The organism is Streptomyces sp. KR80 (assembly GCF_052245555.1).
Taxonomy (GTDB): Bacteria; Actinomycetota; Actinomycetes; order Streptomycetales; family Streptomycetaceae; genus Streptomyces.
In genome coordinates, this window is the sequence record NZ_JBQQCD010000018.1 from 1 (window position 1) to 17,715 (window position 17,715).

17 protein-coding genes and 1 rRNA gene are annotated in these 17,715 nt (G+C 70.6%); 14 read left to right on the forward strand and 4 right to left on the reverse strand.

Annotated elements, in window-relative coordinates; all coding sequences use genetic code 11:
* The 9 genes from rrf to ACTWQI_RS23025 all read left to right on the forward strand — a co-directional run.
* Positions 1–79, forward strand: a 5S ribosomal RNA gene (gene rrf / locus ACTWQI_RS22985); the annotation flags it as partial.
* Between the two features lie 109 nt (positions 80–188).
* Positions 189–833 carry an HAD family hydrolase gene (locus ACTWQI_RS22990; protein ID WP_443273307.1) on the forward strand — a complete coding sequence of 215 codons (645 nt, stop codon included), beginning with the start codon at positions 189–191 and terminating at the stop codon, positions 831–833.
* A 43-nt stretch (positions 834–876) separates the two neighbouring features.
* Positions 877–2,136, forward strand: coding sequence for an MFS transporter (locus tag ACTWQI_RS22995; RefSeq protein WP_443273308.1), 1,260 nt, complete (start codon positions 877–879; stop codon positions 2,134–2,136).
* Positions 2,087–3,259 carry an acetoin utilization protein AcuC gene (locus ACTWQI_RS23000; protein ID WP_443273310.1) on the forward strand — a complete coding sequence of 391 codons (1,173 nt, stop codon included), beginning with the start codon at positions 2,087–2,089 and terminating at the stop codon, positions 3,257–3,259. The genes ACTWQI_RS22995 and ACTWQI_RS23000 overlap by 50 nt, the downstream gene beginning before the upstream one ends.
* A 191-nt stretch (positions 3,260–3,450) precedes the next feature.
* Positions 3,451–4,266 (forward strand): phosphatase, encoded by an 816-nt coding sequence (locus ACTWQI_RS23005; protein ID WP_443273312.1) that lies wholly within the window; start codon positions 3,451–3,453, stop codon positions 4,264–4,266.
* Between the two features lie 127 nt (positions 4,267–4,393).
* Positions 4,394–4,606: a helix-turn-helix domain-containing protein gene (locus tag ACTWQI_RS23010; protein ID WP_443273314.1), complete on the forward strand. Its 213-nt coding sequence runs from the start codon at positions 4,394–4,396 to the stop codon at positions 4,604–4,606.
* 143 nt (positions 4,607–4,749) lie between these two features.
* Entirely contained in the window at positions 4,750–4,848 is a 99-nt protein-coding gene (locus ACTWQI_RS23015; RefSeq protein WP_003948845.1) for a 30S ribosomal protein bS22, read from the forward strand.
* A 245-nt stretch (positions 4,849–5,093) separates the two neighbouring features.
* Entirely contained in the window at positions 5,094–6,146 is a 1,053-nt protein-coding gene (locus ACTWQI_RS23020; RefSeq protein ID WP_443273316.1) for an NAD-dependent epimerase/dehydratase family protein, read from the forward strand.
* Between the two features lies 1 nt (position 6,147).
* Entirely contained in the window at positions 6,148–7,185 is a 1,038-nt protein-coding gene (locus ACTWQI_RS23025) for a lysophospholipid acyltransferase family protein (RefSeq protein ID WP_443273318.1), read from the forward strand.
* Positions 7,186–7,329: 144 nt separating this feature from the next.
* Here the strand turns inward: ACTWQI_RS23025 and ACTWQI_RS23030 are convergent, their stop codons facing one another.
* The 4 genes from ACTWQI_RS23030 to ACTWQI_RS23045 all read right to left on the reverse strand — a co-directional run bounded on the left by ACTWQI_RS23030 (position 7,330) and on the right by ACTWQI_RS23045 (position 11,532).
* Positions 7,330–8,559 (reverse strand): DUF5667 domain-containing protein, encoded by a 1,230-nt coding sequence (locus ACTWQI_RS23030; RefSeq protein WP_443273319.1) that lies wholly within the window; start codon positions 8,557–8,559, stop codon positions 7,330–7,332.
* 260 nt (positions 8,560–8,819) lie between these two features.
* Positions 8,820–9,602: an ECF subfamily RNA polymerase sigma factor, BldN family gene (locus ACTWQI_RS23035; protein ID WP_443273320.1), complete on the reverse strand. Its 783-nt coding sequence runs from the start codon at positions 9,600–9,602 to the stop codon at positions 8,820–8,822.
* Positions 9,603–10,087: 485 nt separating this feature from the next.
* Entirely contained in the window at positions 10,088–11,068 is a 981-nt protein-coding gene (locus ACTWQI_RS23040) for an HAD family hydrolase (RefSeq protein WP_443273321.1), read from the reverse strand.
* 185 nt (positions 11,069–11,253) lie between these two features.
* Positions 11,254–11,532 carry a glutaredoxin family protein gene (locus ACTWQI_RS23045; protein ID WP_443273322.1) on the reverse strand — a complete coding sequence of 93 codons (279 nt, stop codon included), beginning with the start codon at positions 11,530–11,532 and terminating at the stop codon, positions 11,254–11,256.
* A gap of 305 nt (positions 11,533–11,837) precedes the next feature.
* Here ACTWQI_RS23045 and ACTWQI_RS23050 point away from each other — a divergent pair, with 305 nt between their 5' ends.
* Genes ACTWQI_RS23050 through hemB form a run of 5 tightly spaced genes read left to right on the forward strand, consistent with a single transcriptional unit; the run spans position 11,838 to position 17,707 of the window.
* Entirely contained in the window at positions 11,838–12,623 is a 786-nt protein-coding gene (locus ACTWQI_RS23050) for a redox-sensing transcriptional repressor Rex (protein ID WP_443273324.1), read from the forward strand.
* Complete coding sequence (locus ACTWQI_RS23055; protein WP_443273325.1) at positions 12,620–14,053, forward strand: glutamyl-tRNA reductase; 1,434 nt, start codon at positions 12,620–12,622, stop codon at positions 14,051–14,053. Before ACTWQI_RS23050 ends, ACTWQI_RS23055 begins: the two co-directional genes overlap by 4 nt.
* Positions 14,050–15,051, forward strand: a complete 1,002-nt coding sequence (gene hemC / locus ACTWQI_RS23060; protein ID WP_443273327.1) for a hydroxymethylbilane synthase — start codon at positions 14,050–14,052, stop codon at positions 15,049–15,051. The genes ACTWQI_RS23055 and hemC overlap by 4 nt, the downstream gene beginning before the upstream one ends.
* On the forward strand, positions 15,048–16,709 hold the full coding sequence (locus ACTWQI_RS23065) for a uroporphyrinogen-III synthase (RefSeq protein ID WP_443273329.1): 1,662 nt from the start codon (positions 15,048–15,050) through the stop codon (positions 16,707–16,709). Before hemC ends, ACTWQI_RS23065 begins: the two co-directional genes overlap by 4 nt.
* Positions 16,706–17,707 carry a porphobilinogen synthase gene (gene hemB, locus ACTWQI_RS23070; RefSeq protein WP_443273330.1) on the forward strand — a complete coding sequence of 334 codons (1,002 nt, stop codon included), beginning with the start codon at positions 16,706–16,708 and terminating at the stop codon, positions 17,705–17,707. Before ACTWQI_RS23065 ends, hemB begins: the two co-directional genes overlap by 4 nt.
* Positions 17,708–17,715: the final 8 nt, after the last annotated feature.

The following is a 17,715-nucleotide window of genomic DNA, read 5'->3' on the forward strand; positions in this document are numbered from 1 at the left end:
TCCGAACCCGGAAGCTAAGCCTTTCAGCGCCGATGGTACTGCAGGGGGGACCCTGTGGGAGAGTAGGACACCGCCGGACAATCTTTGATCCGCAACCCCCGGGCCCCGCCCGGGGGTTGCGGCATTTCTCTGCAGGGGGCTGCAGGGGACTGCGGTGTTGCACGCGTGCTGCGTCTAGGCTGCAGGTCGTGCGCTACGACCTGGTGATCTTCGACAATGACGGCGTCCTCGTGGACAGCGAGCCGCTCTCGAACCGGATACTCGCCGAATACCTCACGGAGTTGGGCCATCCCACCACCTACGAGGAGTCGATCCGGGACTACATGGGGGCAGCTGTCCACCGCATCCATGACCTGGTGATGGAGCGCAGCGGGGAGCCGCTGCCCGACGACTTCGACGACACCTTCCACGCCAGGGTCTTCACCGCCTTCCGTCGCGAACTCGAGCCCGTCGCAGGAGTCGTCGACGTACTGGAGAAGCTCTCCGCCGACGGAGTGCCGCATTGCGTCGCCTCCTCCGGAAGCCACGAGCGCATCCGCATCGCGCTCCGCACGACCGGTCTGTACGAGCGCTTCAACGACGGTGCGATCTTCAGTGCTCAGGATGTCGGGCGCGGCAAGCCGGCGCCCGATCTCTTTCTGCACGCCGCCGCGTCCATGGGTGTCTCGGCCGACCGATGTGCGGTCGTCGAGGACAGCCCGCTCGGTGTGCAGGCCGCCCGGGCCGCCGGAATGGACGTGTACGGTTTCACCGCCATGACACCGCCCGCCAGGCTGAGTTCGGCCACGGCTCTGTTCGCGGACATGGGCCGGCTGCCGGAACTCCTGATGTGATCTACCTACCCAGCGGTAGCGCCGACCCGTACGCTCCTCGACCATGGACCCAGCACTGCGGCACGGCAGGCTCTCGTTGGCGGTCAGCTTCTTCGTGCAGGGCGTGCTCTTTGCCCTGCTCGTGACCCGGATCCCGGGGATCCAGGACCATTACGGCGTATCGAACGCGCTGTTGCCACTCTTCCTGGCCGCCGTCCCGGTGCTCGCCGGAGTGGGCAGCGTCCTGAGCGAACGCCTGGTCCGGAGCATACGTCCGAGCGTCGTCCTGCGCTGGATCCAGCCGGTCGTATCCCTGGCTCTTCTCGGGGTGGCCGGGGGCGACGAACTGTGGCATCTGGCGGCCGCGCTGGCAGTGTTCGGGCTCTCCGTCGGCGGGCTCGACGCGAGCATGAACATGCTGGGCGTCAGTCTTCAGCAGGCCTATGGGCGCAGCATCATGCTCGGCTTCCACGCCGCGTACAGCCTCGGAGGGATCGCCGGTGCGTCGCTCGCCTGGGCGGGTGCCCACTGGGAGCTGTCGCTCGCCTTGCTGTACGGGGCCGTGGCGGCCGTCCTTGTGCCCGCGGCCCTCGCGGCGAGTCGGTTCTACCTCGACCGGCAGGGTGGGCGGGATGCCGGGCCCGAGGCGGCCGCTCTGCCCGGCCACGCTTCTGCCCTGCCCGCGTCCGCGCCCTTCTCCATGAAGCCCCTCATCCCGCTGTGCCTGGTGATGACCTGTGCGTACATCGGTGACTCGACGGTGGCCAACTGGAGCGCGAAGTACCTGCAGGATGTGCTCGGCAGCTCCGAGCAGCTGGCCACGGTCCCGTACAACGTCTACATGGTGACCACGCTGCTCGGGCGGACGGTCGGGGATCTTGGCGTACGGCGCTTCGGGGCCGTCGCGGTGGTGCGCGCGGGGACGCTGCTCGCCGCCGCGGGGTTCGCGGTGGTCGCCGCGGCGCCCGGCGCCTGGGTGGGCATGCTCGGTTTCACGTTCCTGGGCTTCGGGCTGTGCGTGATCGTCCCGCAGACTTTCGCGGCGGCCGGCCGGCAGGCCTCGGAGAGCTACGGCCCGGGTGCGTCGGACGCCGCTGTGGCGCGCCTCAACATCTTCAATTACGTCGGCTTCCTCGTCGGCTCGCCCATGGTCGGCGCGCTGGGGGATGCGTGGAACTACCGCGGGGCCATGCTCGTGCCGATGGTGCTGGTGCTGGTGACACTCCTGTACGCCCGATCGTTCGGAACTGAAGCAACCCGATACGGTGGCGACCATGAGCGGCCGCGCACAGCTGATGTGGGACGAGGCAGTAACGGGCTATGACTTCGGGCCCGGGCATCCTATGGACCCGGTGCGGCTCGCACTGACCATGCGCCTGGTGGAGGCGTTCGGGCTGGACCGAGAGCTGGACGTGGTGTCCGCGAAGTCCGCGGGGGAGTCCACGCTGCGGCTGGTGCACCGGGCGGACTACGTCGAGGCGGTGCGCCGGGTGTCGGCCGACCCGAAGTCCGCCGACGGCTCGTACGGGCTGGGCACCGAGGACGATCCGGCGTTCGCGGGGATGCACGAGGCATCGGCGCTGATCGCTGGGCAGTCGGTGGGTGCGGCGGAGACGGTGTGGCGGGGGGAGGCGCGGCACGCGGTGAACTTCTCGGGCGGGCTGCACCATGCGATGCCGGGCAGTGCGGCGGGTTTCTGCATCTACAACGATGCCTCGCTGGCGGTGGCCCGCCTGCTGGAGCTGGGCGCGGAGCGGATCGCGTACGTGGACGTGGACGTCCACCACGGGGACGGCGTGCAGGCCGCGTTCTGGGACGACCCGCGGGTGCTGACGATTTCGATCCATGAGCATCCGCGGACGTTGTTCCCGCAGACCGGCTGGCCGGAGGAGACGGGCGGGCCCGATGCGGCGGGTGGCGCCGTGAATGTGGCGCTGCCGGCCGGGACGGGGGACGCGGGCTGGCTGAGGGCGTTCCACGCGGTGGTCCCGGAGCTCCTGGAGGCTTTCCGCCCGCAGGTTCTGGTGACGCAGCACGGAGCGGATACGCACTTCGAGGACCCGCTGGCGCACCTGGCGGTCAGCCTGGACGCGCAGCGGATGGTGGCGGAGGCGTGCCACAGGCTGGCTCATGAGCATGCGGAGGGGCGGTGGGTGGCCCTGGGCGGGGGCGGCTACGCGGTCGTGGACGTGGTGCCGCGGGCGTGGACGCACCTGGTCGGGATCGCTGCCGGGCGGCCGATTCCGCCGGAGTCCGAGGTGCCGGAGGACTGGCGGCATCAGGTGTACGCCCGGGCGCGGCAGTTGGCGCCGGTACGGATGACGGATGGGCGCCGGGTGGCGTGGCGGGACTGGGAGGAGTCGGGGTACGACCCCGCGGATCGCCTGGACCAGGCGATCCGGGCCACGCGGACGGCGGTCTTCCCGGCCCACGGCCTGCTGCCGTAACTGCCGCCCGCGGCGCCGGGCAGTCCTTCCCCACCCGCCCTTCCCTTCTCGAACCGCTCACTTCCCGAACCAGGTCTGGGGCGGTCCGTCGGGCGGAGACGCGGCTCGGAGGTTACGCGGGATTACGCCGACCGTGGGGCGTATCGGCGTTCACCGGCCGGGGAGGCGGGGCTTGGGTCAGCATCGTGGGCGTGTTGAGTGCTGGCGCGCTGCGAGCGCATCTGTTGGCGGCTCGATTGGCGGGGCCCGTGGCCACTCCCCGTGAGACGAGCCTGCGCAGCTACCGGCTCTTCGCCGCCCGGGATCCGCGGGTTCTGCTCGGCCTCGAACCCGAGTGGGCATGGCGAGAGTCCGATGTCTTACGGCTGATGGCCGAGCGATGCGGTGTCTCGAACGATCCCGAGCACGTTTCCGGCTCCGATGTGATCGATCCCAATCGGACGGTGGCTGCGCTGGACGCCTTCGCCGGGCGTCTCGCCGCCGCTGCCGCCTCCCGCGCTCCGGTGCTGCTGGGCACCGGCCACCCCCACCGGCTCCTCGGCTTCTACGCCTCGTTGGCCGCGGCGCTCTCGGCGGCAGGGTGTCCTGTCCTCACCCCCGCGCATGGTCGATGTGTCGACATAACAACCCGGTTCGGCGTACGTACATTCCAGCTCGACTACGCGCGAGGAGTCGCGTTGTTGCGGAAACCCGGCGCGCAGGGCACACCCGGTGAAACCGGCGCACACACCCACTCGCCGCTCCCGGTCCGCACCGCGCTCGACGCCGCGGCGGATGCTCGCGCCGCGCTCCCCGCGCTGGTCATCGGCGACCACGGATGGGTCTGCGGTGCAGGTCAGCTGGGGATCGAGGCCATCGGCCTCGGTGACACGGACGACCCGGCGATGTTCGTGGGGGAGGCCGAGGGGCGGGTGTCAGTGGCCATCCCGATCGATGACGCTGTGCGCTCCGACTACTACGGACCGCTCACGCGCTATGTACTCAATCGAGCGTGTCTGTCACATTAGGCATCCGTTGGCTGCTCCTCTTCCCCACTTGCATCACACGCCCCTAATCTGGGGAGGAGCGCACAGGACGAAAGGGTCACCGGAGGGGAAGCCGGTACCTGTCATGTGCGGAAGGTTCAGGTGTGTCATGGCTGCTGCCGATGAGAGGCCTCTGAACGAGGTCGTGTTCCTGACTGTGGCGGAGGTTGCCACAGTGATGCGCGTATCCAAGATGACCGTGTACCGCTTGGTGCACAGCGGTCATCTGCCTGCGATCAGGGTGGGGCGGTCCTTCCGGGTTCCGGAACAGGCGGTCCACGACTATCTCCGCGAGTCGTACGTGGGGGTGGAGAGCGCCTGACGACGACCCTCGGATTACGTTCGGCACTCGGCGCCCGGTAGTCTGGGCCGACGTAGGTCGTGTGGGCTCGGACGCCCCGCACCATGTGCCCCTCTTGCACGAGGCGTGCGAGAGGTGAGGATCGAACGTGAGCGAGGGTAGTCGTGGGCTCTGTCATCAAGAAGCGGCGCAAGCGGATGGCGAAGAAGAAGCACCGCAAGCTGCTGAAGCGCACCCGCGTTCAGCGTCGCAACAAGAAGTAGGCGATTGCTGGATCCCTGAGCCTGAGCGCCGGGGGAGACACTCCGCCGCCCTCCCGCTGTACGCACGGCGGGAGGGCGGTGTCGTCATACGCGGTGGCGCCGTATACCGCATCTCGTGTGCGGCGACCGGCTGAAAAAAGCTGTATGCATCCCGGGGTCATCACAGCGCAACATGCACCGGATACGGTGACCGATACCGGAGTGCATCCCGGTGCGGGCCGCGGTGTGGAAGGAAGGCTCTGATCTTGGGCAAAGTCGTGCTCGTCACCGGTGTCGCCCGGCAGCTCGGAGGCCGTTTCGTGCGGCGGATCCAGCGGGACCCGGAGGTCGACCGGGTGATCGGCGTGGACGCCGTACCACCCGAGCACCACCTGGGCGGTGCCGACTTCGTCCAGGCGGACATCCGCCAGCCGACGATCGGCAAGGTCCTCGCCGAGCACGCCGTGGACACCGTTGTTCACATGGATGTCACGGGAACCCCGCTGGGCACCCGCGGCAGCCGCAGCGCGGTCAAGGAGACCAACGTCATCGGCACCATGCAGCTGCTCGGTGCCTGCCAGAAGGCGCCCGCCGTCCAGCGGCTCGTGGTCAAGTCCAGCACCAGCGTGTACGGTTCCGCGCCGCGCGACCCCGCCGTCTTCACCGAGACCACCCCGCCCAAGTCCCTGCCCAGCGGCGGCTTCGCCAAGGACGCCGTCGAGGTCGAGGGGTACGTACGGGGCTTCGCCCGCCGGCGCCCCGATGTGGCCGTCTGCGTGCTGCGCTTCGCTCATATCCTCGGCCCGTGCGCCGAGTCCCCGCTCGTCGACTACTTCTCCCTGCCGGTCCTCCCCACCGTCTTCGGCTACGACCCGCGGCTGCAGTTCGTGCACGAGGACGATGTGATGGAGGTGCTGCGGATCGCCTCCCTCGAGCCACGGCGCGGCACGCTCAACAGCGGCACCTTCAACATCGCGGGCGATGGCGTACTGCTGCTCTCGCAGACCGCCCGGAGGCTTGGGCGCCCCACCGTGCCCGTGCTGCTGCCCGCCGTCACCTGGGCGGGGACGGCGCTGCGCTCGGTCGGTATGACGGACTTCTCGCCCGAGCAGATCCGGCTGCTCACCCACGGTCGGGTCGTGGAGACGACCCAGATGCGCGAGACCCTGGGGTTCAGTCCCCGGTACACGACCGCGGAGACGTTCGCGGACTTCGCCCGCAGCCGTGGGCCGGGCCTGCTGCCGCCGGAAACCCTCGCCCGTACCGTCGACCGGCTCGCGGACCTCGCGTCCGCCACCCGCAGTGAGGAGCGCACCTGATATGGCTGATGCCAAGGTCATCCCCTTCGGTGACGAACCGAGGTCGCGGCGGGGCAAGACGACCAAGCCCAAGACGAAGGTGAACGGGCGAAGGCCGGGCTCGCTCGCCCCCGTACCGGAACAGTCGGCTACTCCTCCGGACGACGAGCCGCAGGGGGCGGATGCGGCGGACTCGGCGCCCGCCGGGGAAGGGACGGGCGGAGGCTGGGAGCGGAAGCTCGCTCACGGCCTGGCGTTCCTGCGCCGCCGGGTCACCGGGGAGTACGAGGTCGACGACTTCGGCTACGACCAGGAGCTCACGGACCAGGTGCTGATGTCCCTGCTGCGCCCGGTCTACGACAAGTACTTCCGGGTCGAGGTGAAGGGGATCGAGAACATCCCGGACACCGGAGGCGCCCTGATCGTCGCCAACCACTCCGGCACCCTGCCCCTGGATGGCCTGATGCTCCAGGTCGCCGTGCACGACAACCACCCGGCAGGCCGCCATCTGCGACTGCTCGCCGCCGACCTCGTCTTCATGCTCCCGGTCGTCAACGAGCTTGCGCGCAAGGCCGGTCACACCCTGGCGTGTGCCGAGGACGCCCAACGGCTGCTGGAGCGGGGCGAAGTGGTCGGCGTGATGCCGGAGGGCTTCAAGGGCATCGGGAAGCCCTTCTCCGAGCGCTACAAGCTGCAGCGTTTCGGGCGGGGCGGATTCGTCTCCACAGCGCTGCGCGCCGGGACGCCGATCGTGCCGTGCTCGATCGTCGGCGCCGAGGAGATCTACCCGATGATCGGGAACGCGAGGACGGTCGCACGGCTGCTCGGCTTCCCGTACTTCCCGATCACACCGACCTTCCCCTGGCTGGGGCCGCTCGGCGCCGTGCCGCTGCCCACGAAGTGGACCATCCAGTTCGGTGAGCCGATCCCGACCGATGGATATCCGCTGGAGGCGGCGGAAGACCCGATGCTCATGTTCAACCTGACCGACCAGGTGCGGGAAACGATTCAGCACACGCTCTACAAGCTGCTGGTGCAGCGCCGATCCGTGTTCTTCTGACCGTTTCCCCGGCGATTTTGTTGCGGTTGTCTCCAGCCCTGATCCGGTCTTCTCTCCGTGTCTCCGGCTGCGCGCGACGGCGCTCGGCATTCCGTGCAGCTGAATGCCGAGCGCCGTCGGGGGAAGCTGCGGGACGCGCCGCGGCTAACGGTCGTCCTCTCCGTCGATGCCGAGGCCCGGGAGCAGACCGGGGAGCAGCGGCGGGAGCGTGACATCCGGTTTGGGCGGCTTGCCACTCTGCCCGTCGTCCCCGCGGGGCGGCATCGAGCTTTCGCCCCTCGGCGGGTTGAGCAGGTCGCCGGTACCGCCGATGAGTCCCTCGCTCGTGGACTGTGACGTGGCCGGCCGCGGCTTGCCGTCCGATCCCGCACGCCGGTCGGACGACGTACTCGACGACGGAGCGGGCCGCCCGGACGTGCCCTGCGAACCGCTCGGACCGGAGGAGCTGCCAGCGCTGCCCCGAGGGCGGCCGTCTCCGCCAGGAGCCGGCGGCAGCAGCGACTTGAGCGGGCCGACCTCCTGGTCTATGGCAGCGAAGATCGATGTCACCTGGTCGCTCACATCGATGAGTTGCACAGGCAGTCGGCCGCGCAGCTCCCGCCAACTGTCGCGGTGCGAGGTCGAGAAGGAGTCCAGCGCCTGGATGGGGCCCAGCGAGCCGTCGCGCGCGAAGGCCGCCGAGAGGAGGCGATGGCCCTCGGCCGCGTCGTGATGCATACCGGAGAGTGCCCTGCGGATCTCGCCGAGCGAGGCGTGGTCGAGCTCGCCGGTCCGGCCGCGCTCCATCAGCCTGCGGGCTTCCTGCATCCGGGTCGACGCCTGGCCGAGGTAGAGCTCGCCGCGGTCGGAATCGTCCTCCGCGAGGCCCAGCTTCAGATCCTCCATGCCGCGCTTCAGCCCGTACAGCGAGTCACCGGGCAGCGCCTCGGAGCTGGCCGCTGCGACACCGCTGAACGCCCCGGCCGCCACACCGACGGTGAGTCCGCCCGCCGCGAGGCCTTTGCTCCAGCGGCTCCGCGGCCGGAGCTTCCGCAGGGATCCGGCCCGGTGGGCGCCCTTGCGGACACGCTGCGCGGGCGCCGGTCCCTCCGCCCCGGCGCCGTCGGCGACCATCGCCTCCATGGCCGCGACCAGCTGGGCCCGTTGCACGACCTTGACGTCAGGGTCCAGCTCCGGCTTCGGCAGCTCGCCGAGCGCGCCTGCCAGGGTCAGCAACGTTCCTTGCTCGTCCGCCGCGGAAGCTGCCGAAGCTGCGGGAGCTGTGGCAGCTGGGGAAGCGGCGGACTGCTCGGCCGTCCGGTCCCGGGGGGCCTGCTCCTCCAGGACCTGGGCGAAGGCGTTCGCCCGCCGGTGCGCCGATACGTTCGCGATCACGGGCGGCACCTCCTCTCGTCGTCACATGCGACTCCCTTGTCCGTGGCGAAGGTTGCACACCTTGAGCGCGACCACTCGAACGAGTGAAAGGAAGCGATCAGGAGGCGACCACAGAGAGCCTGCAACCCGGACAACGACCGACGCGGCAGTCGGGTTACGGAGGGATGATGATCAGACTGCAGAAACATTCTGTTGGGCATCGTGAGGTGTCGATGTGATGTCGGCGCGCCGTCGCCCGTGACAGACGCCGGCAGTCGCCGTCAACGGGCGTCGTCGGGGAGGAGCCGGGCGAGCGTGCGGACGGCCCGGTACTGGAGTGTCTTGATCGCGCCTTCGTTCTTCCCCATCACCCGCGCTGTCTCGGCGACCGAGAGTCCCTGGAGGAAACGCAACGTCACGCACTCCTGCTGCTGGGGATTGAGCTTGCGAACCGCCTCCAGGAGCGCGGCGTTGGACAGGGACTCGAGGACGGAGTCCTCCGGGCTGCGCTCGACCTCGTTCGCGTCCAGCATCTCGCCCGTCGTGACCTCGAGGCGGAAACGGCTGGACTTGAAGTGATCGGCGACGAGGTTACGGGCGATCGTCACCAGCCAGGCACCGAAGTCGCGGCCCTGCCAGGTGAACGTGCCGATGCGGCGCAGCGCGCGCAGGAACGTCTCGCTGGTGAGGTCCTCGGCCGTGGCTCGGCCGCCGACGCGATAGTAGATGTAGCGGTACACCGTGTCGGCGTACTGGTCGTACAGTCGGCCGAAGGCCTCGGCCTCGCCGGCTTGGGCGCGCTCGACGAGGTCCATCATGCGACGGCTGTCGCTGTCGGCGGCGGGACGGCGGGCCGTGGTGGCGCCGCCACCGCGTGCTCGTCTGCCGACCGCGGCGGTGCTCTCGGCCAGGGCATAGGCAGGGCCGGCAGGGCCGGCGACGGCGACAGGCGCGGCGAGGGCGGGGACGGCGTACGCGGTGGGGACGAAGCCGCGCAGATGGTCGGCGACCGTTGCGCGGAGCGTAGCCAGGCCCGAGGCGTCAACCCCGACGTGTGGGTACACGGGACTCCCAGAGGCAGAGCTTCCATCACGTGCAGTACGGGACCGTTCACCCGTCGTAGGGACGTGTGGGTACCGGCATGCGTCTGAGGAGAATAACGCTTCGTACAGGCAGCGCTACACCGGGTTGCCCAAATCGCCGGTTCGGAACGCTCTGTTGCGGATTAGTGACCGAATGGATATCAAGTTCCGGATGGATTCTGATCAGAATTCCGCGCCGAGTGGCTGATTGCCGGTCATCTTGTGTCTCTGCGGCGATATCGGGACTGGCGGGACGCGAGCGTGGGTAAGGGAGCCGGATTGGTCGCGTGCCGCGGCGCGGTGTTCGGATCCGTCGGCCACGGCGTGTCGCGGCGGCTGCGCAGCGGCGGGCACGGTGACAGTGCGTGACGCCGCGCGCCCGCCAGGCGGTAGGGGCCCTGGAGCGCCACTGCGGGACTGCCGTGCCGGGGCTGGGGACGGGGCCGTTCGTGATCGGCCGGCAGGGCCTAGCGGCGGCGGCGCTGCAGGGCGACCGCCGCCGCGGCGCCGCCGGCCAGCGCGCCGACCCCTGCAGCGGCCGGGAGGCCGACCTTCGCCGCCTTACGGCCCGTCCGGTAGTCGCGCAGCCGCCAGCCGCGCTCGCGGGCGTACTTGCGCAGCCGGGTGTCCGGGTTGATCGCGTACGGATGGCCGACGATCGACAGCATCGGGATGTCGTTGGCCGAGTCGCTGTACGCGGCGCAGCGGGACAGGTCCAGGTCCTCGGCCGCGGCCAGCGCCCGTACGGCTTCCGCCTTCGCCGGGCCGTGCAGCGGCTCGCCCACGAGCTTGCCGGTGTAGATGCCGTCCACGGACTCGGCGACCGTGCCGAGCGCGCCGGTCAGGCCGAGGCGGCGGGCGATGATCGTCGCGGTCTCCACCGGTGCGGCGGTGACGAGCCAGACCTTCTGGCCCGCGTCGAGGTGGGCCTGGGCCAGTGCGCGCGTGCCGGGCCAGATCCGCTCGGCCATGTACTCGTCGTAGATCTCCTCGCCGATCTCCATCAACTCGGAGACGCGGTGGCCCTTGACGATGGAGAGCGCGCTGTCGCGGGCCTCCTCCATATGGGCCGGGTCCTCGACGCCGGCGAGCCGGAACCACATCTGCTGCCAGGCGAAGCGGGCCAGCTCGTGCTTTTGGAAGAACTTGCGCTTGTACAGACCTCGCCCGAAGTGGAACAGCGCTGCGCCCTGCATGACGGTGTTGTCGAGGTCGAAGAAGGCGGCGGCGAGGGAGTCGCCGGCGACGGGGAACTCGGGCTCCGCGGCGGTCTCGGGGCCCTCCCCCTCGAGTTCTCGAGATGTCTTGCGCGCTGCCTCGGCGGCGGCCTCGCCTGCCAGCACGCTGCGTGCGGTGGCGGAGCGCCTGCGGGGGGTGAGCCACCCCCATCGAGGGGATGTCCCGAAGGGACTCCAACCGGAGTGGTGGTCGGACGGCGAGACGGACATGACGTGAGCATAGCCAGTTTGTTCGGTCAATCCCGAGTCAGCAGGATTCAGGCACGTGAACTTCGCGCGGCGCACCTGTTACCCGGCGATGCGCCCTGAACCCGCCGGGGCGTCCCCCCGGTGTACGCCCCCGCGCGTCCCCGACCCGCGCGGCCGTCCCCCGGTACTTCGGTGGGGCCATCGGTTCAGCCGCCCAGTGCCTTCCGCAGGCGCTGCGGGTCCACCCGCCAGAAGTCGTGCTGCTCACCGTCCACGAGCACGACCGGGATCTGCTCCCAGTACTTCCGGTGGAGCTCCGGGTCCTGGGTGATGTCCTTCTCCTCCCAGCTCGCGCCGAGGTCCTCACAGACGGCAGCGATCACGGTGCGCGCCTCGTCGCAGAGGTGACAGCCGGGCTTGCCGATCAGCGTGACGACGCCGTCGGCGGGGTTCCTGCGGGGCTTACGGCTCAGCAGCGGGCTCATGGCAGCATTCTGCCGCCCCGTGCTGGGCGGCGGTGCGGGGTGAGGTTCGTCGCGGCGGACCTTCCGGCTTGTTCGGGCACAAAGGCGCAAGGGAGAGTGTGCGTGTGCACCCTTCCGCGACTCAACGGGCTGTGTCCCCGAGCAGTTCCGCGGTCACGCGGTCGATATGCGTGACCCCGATCACTTTGCTCGGACAAAGCGGACACCATCTTTGTGCACGCGTTCACAAAGACATAGCCTGCTGTCGACGGAGCGGTCCCGGGACGTGTGACCGCTCGCAGCCTCGCTCTACCCGCAGGAGCACCGTGGCAACTGGCCGAACACACCGACCGGCGACCCGAAGCCGAGGGATTCCCGAGGCCACCGTCGCCCGGCTTCCGTTGTATCTGCGCGCGCTCACCGCGTTGTCCGAGCGCTCGGTGCCCACGGTCTCGTCGGAGGAGCTGGCCGCCGCGGCCGGGGTGAACTCCGCCAAGCTGCGCAAGGACTTCTCGTACCTCGGCTCGTACGGCACCCGCGGGGTCGGCTACGACGTCGAGTACCTCGTCTACCAGATCTCCCGCGAGCTCGGGCTGACCCAGGACTGGCCGGTCGTCATCGTCGGCATCGGTAACCTCGGCGCCGCGCTCGCCAACTACGGCGGCTTCGCCTCCCGCGGCTTCCGCGTCGCCGCCCTGATCGACGCCGACCCCGCGATGGCCGGGAAGCCGGTCGCCGGGCTGCCCGTCCGGCACACCGACGAGCTCGAGTCGATCATCAGCGAGAACGGCGTCTCCATCGGTGTCATCGCGACTCCGGCCGGCGCCGCGCAGCAGGTCTGCGACCGGCTCGTCGCCGCCGGCGTGACCTCGATTCTGAACTTCGCGCCCACCGTGCTGTCCGTGCCCGACGGGGTGGACGTACGGAAGGTCGACCTGTCGATAGAGCTCCAGATCCTCGCCTTCCACGAGCAGCGGAAGGCCGGTGAGGAGGGCGCCGCCGAGACACTCGAGGTGCCCGCGACCGAAGAGGCCGCGCCGTCCGTCCGTGCCGGGGCGGACGGTGGCAGAAAGGGACCCGACGGGGATGTGCCCGCCGTGATGCCTGCATGAGTCTCCTGGTCGTCGGACTGAGCCACCGCAGCGCTCCGGTGAGCGTGCTGGAGCGGGCCGCCCTCGGCGTCGAAACGCAGGGCAAGCTGCTGCAGGACGCGCTCGCCGCCGAGCCCACGGCGGAGGCCGTAGTGCTCGCCACGTGCAACCGCGTCGAGCTCTACGCCGATGTGGACAAGTTCCACGCCGGTGTCGCAGAGCTGTCGACGCTGCTCTCGCTGCACTCCGGCGTCGGCCTCGAGGAGCTCACCCCGTACCTCTATGTGCACTACGAGGACCGCGCCGTCCACCATCTCTTCTCGGTGACGTGCGGCCTGGACTCGATGGTCGTCGGCGAGGGACAGATCCTCGGTCAGATCAAGGACGCCCTCGCGCTCGGGCAGGAGCTGCACAGCGCGGGCCGCCTGCTCAACGATCTGTTCCAGCAGGCCCTGCGCGTGGGGAAGCGCGCGCACAGCGAGACCGGAATCGACCGGGCCGGGCAGTCGCTCGTGACCTTCGGGCTGCAGCAGCTCGCCCTGCCCTCGTCGGTGGAGGAGTGGGCGGCCGGGAAGCGCGCCCTGGTGATCGGCGCGGGTTCCATGTCGTCGCTCGCCGCGACCACGCTCGCCCGGACCGGGGTGACCGAGCTGGTGATCGCCAACCGGACGGCGGAGCGTGCCGAACGGCTCGCCGACGCGCTCGCCACCGGGCTGCTCGCGGTGGGCGACCACCCGGCCCCGCGCGTGCGCGCCGTGTCGATGGACTCCGTGGGCGACGAGCTGGCGCACGCCGAGGTCGTCATCTCCTGTACCGGGGCCACCGGGCTGGTGCTGACGGTCGGTGCCGTCGAGGCCGCGGTCGCGGTCCGTACGGACGCGGCCGATGCCGCAGCCGACGCCGAGGTGACTACGGCATCCGCCACCGCCCGGCCGGGCAGTGCTGCGCCCCGGCTCCACCTGCTCGACCTGGCGATGCCGCGCGACATCGACGCGGCGGCGCATCGCCTCGACGGCGTGCGCCTGGTCGACATCGAGACCCTCGCCGAGGCCTCCGCCGACGAGCCGATGGCCGCCGACGTCGACCACGTCCGGACCATCGTCTCCGAGGAGGTCGCGGCCTTCGGCGCCGCGCAGCGCGCCGCCCACATCACACCCACGGTCGTCGCCCTGCGCACCATGGCCGCGGACGTCGTCACCAGTGAGATCGCCCGGCTCGACGGCCGCCTCCCCGAACTGGACGACAAGCAGCGCGCCGAGATCGCCCAGACCGTTCGGCGCGTGGTCGACAAACTCCTGCACGCGCCCACCGTGCGGGTCAAGGAGCTCGCGGGAGAGCCCGGCGGCGCCGGGTACGCCGACGCGCTGCGCGAACTGTTCGACCTCGACCCGCAGGCGGTCGCCGCCGTCAGCCGGGCCGACGGCGCCGGCCCCGAACGGGAGCGGCCATGAGCACCACCGAAGCACGGAACATGAGCACCACCGAAGCACTGAGACTGGGAACCCGGCGCAGCACGCTCGCGATGGCCCAGTCCGGCCAGGTCGCCGAGGCCGTCCGCAAGCTCACCGGCCGCCCAGTCGAACTGGTCGAGATCACCACCTACGGCGACACCTCCCGCGAGTCCCTCGCGAAGATCGGCGGCAGCGGTGTCTTCGTCACCGCGCTGCGCGACGCCGTGCTCCGCGGCGACGTCGACTTCGCCGTGCACTCGCTCAAGGACCTGCCGACCACGCAGCCCGAGGAGCTGACGCTCGCCGCCGTGCCGCCGCGTGAGGACCCGCGTGACGTGCTCGTGGCCCGCGACGGCCTCACCTTCGAGCAGTTGGCCGTCGGCTCCCCCAAGCACGTCCCGCGGATCGGCACCGGCTCGCCCCGCCGCATGGCGCAGCTCAACGCCTGGGCCCGGACCCTCGGCGCCGACATCGAGACCGTGTCGATCCGGGGCAACGTCGACACCCGCATCGGATACGTGCGCTCCGGGGAGCTGGATGCCGTGGTCCTCGCCGCCGCCGGGCTGACCCGGATCGGGCGGATCGACGAGGCTACGCAGAAGCTGCCCGTCGACGTCGTCCTGCCCGCCCCGGGCCAGGGGGCCCTGGCGATCGAATGTGCCGCGTCCAGCGCGGACCTCGCAGCCCGTCTCGCCGAGCTCGACGACCCGCACACGCGGGCCGCCGTGACGGCCGAGCGTTCCCTGCTCGCCGCCCTGGAGGCCGGCTGCAGCGCGCCCGTGGGCGCCCTGGCCGACCTTCTGGCCGACGGGCAGGTTGTCACCGAAATGCGCCTGCGTGGCGTCGTCGGAACCACCGACGGCAAGACGCTGGTGCAGCTGTCCACCACCGGTCCCGTACCCGCGTCTCATGAGGACGCCCTTGCTCTCGGCCGCGAGCTGGCCGCCGAGATGCTCGCCAAGGGTGCGGCCGGTCTTATGGGGGAGCGAGCACTTTGAGCCCCACCGCCGCACATCTTGCAAGAGCACCGCACGCTGCTCTCGGTCACGTCACCTTCCTGGGTGCCGGACCCGGAGATCCGGGACTGCTGACGCTGCGCGCCGTCGAGGCGCTCGCCGACGCCGACGTTCTGGTCGCCGACCCGCCGGTGCTCGACGTGGTCCGCAAGCACGCGAGGGCAGGCGTGGACATCCCGCAGCCGGAGCATGACGAACCGTCAACCTCAACGGCGGGGCTCGCCTTGCGAGATGCGGCCAATCTTGTCATGGCGGCCGCCCGGGGAGGCAAGCGGGTCGTCCGTGCGGTCTCAGGAGACCCCGGACTGGACGGCGACGCAGGTCAGGAGATGCTCGCCTGCGCCGCGGAGGGCATCCCGTTCGAGGTGGTGCCGGGGGTGGCCACGGCCGTGGGCGTTCCTGCGTACGCCGGTGTGCCGCTGCGCTCCGCGGAGGGCGCGGACGTCCGCTTCATCGACGCCCGTACGGCTTCGGACCGCTGCTGGACCGAGATCGGTGCCAGTGACGCGACCGCCGTCGTCTCCACCACGCTGGAGTCGGTCGGGGCCGCGGCGGGCGAGCTGGTCGCCGGCGGGCGCAAGCCGGAGACCCCGCTGACCGTCACGGTCGCCGGTACGACGACCCGTCAGCGCACCTGGACCGCCACGCTCGGCACGATCGCGCAGGTCCTGAAGGCCGCGAAGGTGCTGCCCTCGCCGGACGGCGGGCAGCCGGTCATAGCCGTGGTCGGCGAGCACGGCGCCCCCGCTGCCCAGCGCGACCGGATGTCCTGGTTCGAGTCCAAGCCGCTCTTCGGCTGGAAGGTCCTCGTGCCGCGGACCAAGGAGCAGGCGGCGTCGCTCTCCGACCAGCTGCGTTCGTATGGCGCCGTGCCGCACGAGGTGCCGACCATCGCCGTCGAGCCGCCGCGCACCCCGCAGCAGATGGAGCGGGCGGTCAAGGGCCTGGTGACCGGGCGCTACGAGTGGATCGCCTTCACCTCGGTGAACGCGGTGAAGGCCGTACGGGAGAAGTTCGAGGAGTACGGCCTGGACGCGCGCGCCTTCGCCGGCATCAAGGTCGCCGCGGTCGGCGAGCAGACCGCCAAGGCGCTGGTGGACTTCGGCGTGAAGCCGGACCTGGTGCCCAGCGGCGAGCAGTCGGCGGCCGGGCTGCTGGAGGACTGGCCGCCGTACGACCCGGTCTTCGACCCGATCGACCGGGTTTTCCTGCCGCGTGCCGACATCGCGACGGAGACGCTGGTCGCAGGCCTCATCGAGCTGGGGTGGGAGGTGGACGACGTCACGGCGTACCGGACCGTGCGCGCCTCGCCGCCGCCGGCCGAGACCCGCGAGGCCATCAAGGGTGGCGGATTCGACGCCGTGCTGTTCACCTCGTCGAGTACGGTGCGGAACTTGGTCGGGATCGCGGGCAAGCCGCACAACGTCACCGTCATCGCCTGCATCGGCCCGGCCACCGCCAAGACGGCGGAGGAGCACGGCCTGCGGGTCGACGTCCTCTCGCCCGAGCCGTCGGTGCACAAGCTGGCCGAGGCACTCGCGGCGTTCGGCGCACAGCGCCGGGCGGCGGCCGTCGAGGCAGGTGAACACGTCACCCGGCCGAGCGAGCGCCGACCGGGCTCGCGAAGGAGGCGCAGTTGAGCGTTTACGGATCCTTCCCCGGCGCGCGGCCCAGGCGGCTGCGCACCACCCCCGCCATGCGCCGCATGGTCGCCGAGACCCGGCTGCACCCGGCCGAACTGATCCTCCCCGCCTTCGTACGGGAGGGCATCGGCGAGCCGGTGCCGGTCTCCACGATGCCGGGAGTCGTTCAGCACACCCGCAGCACGCTGCGGAAGGCCGCGGCCGAGGCGGTCGCGGCGGGCGTCGGCGGCATCATGCTGTTCGGCGTGCCGGAGGAGGCGAAGAAGGACGCGATCGGCTCGCCGGGGACGGACCCGCAGGGGATTCTGCAGCTCGCGATCCGGGACGTACGGGCGGAGGTCGGCGACGAGCTGGTGATCATGTCCGACCTGTGCCTGGACGAGCACACGGACCACGGCCACTGCGGGGTGCTGGACGCCGAGGGCCGGGTGGACAACGACGCGACGCTGGAGCGCTACGCCGAGATGGCGCGGGTCCAGGCCGACGCGGGCGTCCATGTCGTCGGCGCCAGCGGCATGATGGACGGTCAGGTCCGAGTGATCCGCGAGGCCCTGGACGGCGGCGGCCACCAGGACGTCTCGATCCTCGCCTACACCGCCAAGTACGCGTCGGCCTTCTACGGGCCCTTCCGCGAGGCGGTGGCCTCGTCACTGAAGGGCGACCGCAAGACGTACCAGCAGGACCCGCCGAACGCCCGGGAAGCGATGCGTGAGTTGGCGCTGGACCTGGCCGAGGGTGCCGACATGGTGATGGTCAAGCCCGCGCTGCCGTACCTCGATGTGCTGCGCCGCATCGCGGACGAGACGGACGTGCCGGTCGCGGCGTACCAGATCTCCGGCGAGTACGCGATGGTCGAGGCCGCCGCCGCGAACGGGTGGCTGGACCGCGACCGCGCGATCATGGAGACGCTGACGGGCATCAAGCGCGCGGGCGCGGGCCTCATCCTGACCTACTGGGCGACGGAGGTCGCGCAGCGGCTGCAGCGCGGCGCGTAGCCCGCTGA

Bases quoted from the DNA above. Each gene is read 5' to 3' on its own strand.
- ACTWQI_RS22995 (WP_443273308.1), top strand. From the start codon at position 877: ATGGACCCAGCACTGCGGCACGGCAGGCTCTCGTTGGCGGTCAGCTTC.
- ACTWQI_RS23000 (WP_443273310.1), top strand. From the start codon at position 2,087: ATGAGCGGCCGCGCACAGCTGATGTGGGACGAGGCAGTAACGGGCTAT.
- ACTWQI_RS23010 (WP_443273314.1), top strand. From the start codon at position 4,394: ATGGCTGCTGCCGATGAGAGGCCTCTGAACGAGGTCGTGTTCCTGACT.
- ACTWQI_RS23025 (WP_443273318.1), top strand. From the start codon at position 6,148: ATGGCTGATGCCAAGGTCATCCCCTTCGGTGACGAACCGAGGTCGCGG.
- ACTWQI_RS23040 (WP_443273321.1), bottom strand. From the start codon at position 11,068: ATGTCCGTCTCGCCGTCCGACCACCACTCCGGTTGGAGTCCCTTCGGG.
- ACTWQI_RS23045 (WP_443273322.1), bottom strand. From the start codon at position 11,532: ATGAGCCCGCTGCTGAGCCGTAAGCCCCGCAGGAACCCCGCCGACGGC.
- ACTWQI_RS23055 (WP_443273325.1), top strand. From the start codon at position 12,620: ATGAGTCTCCTGGTCGTCGGACTGAGCCACCGCAGCGCTCCGGTGAGC.
- hemC (WP_443273327.1), top strand. From the start codon at position 14,050: ATGAGCACCACCGAAGCACGGAACATGAGCACCACCGAAGCACTGAGA.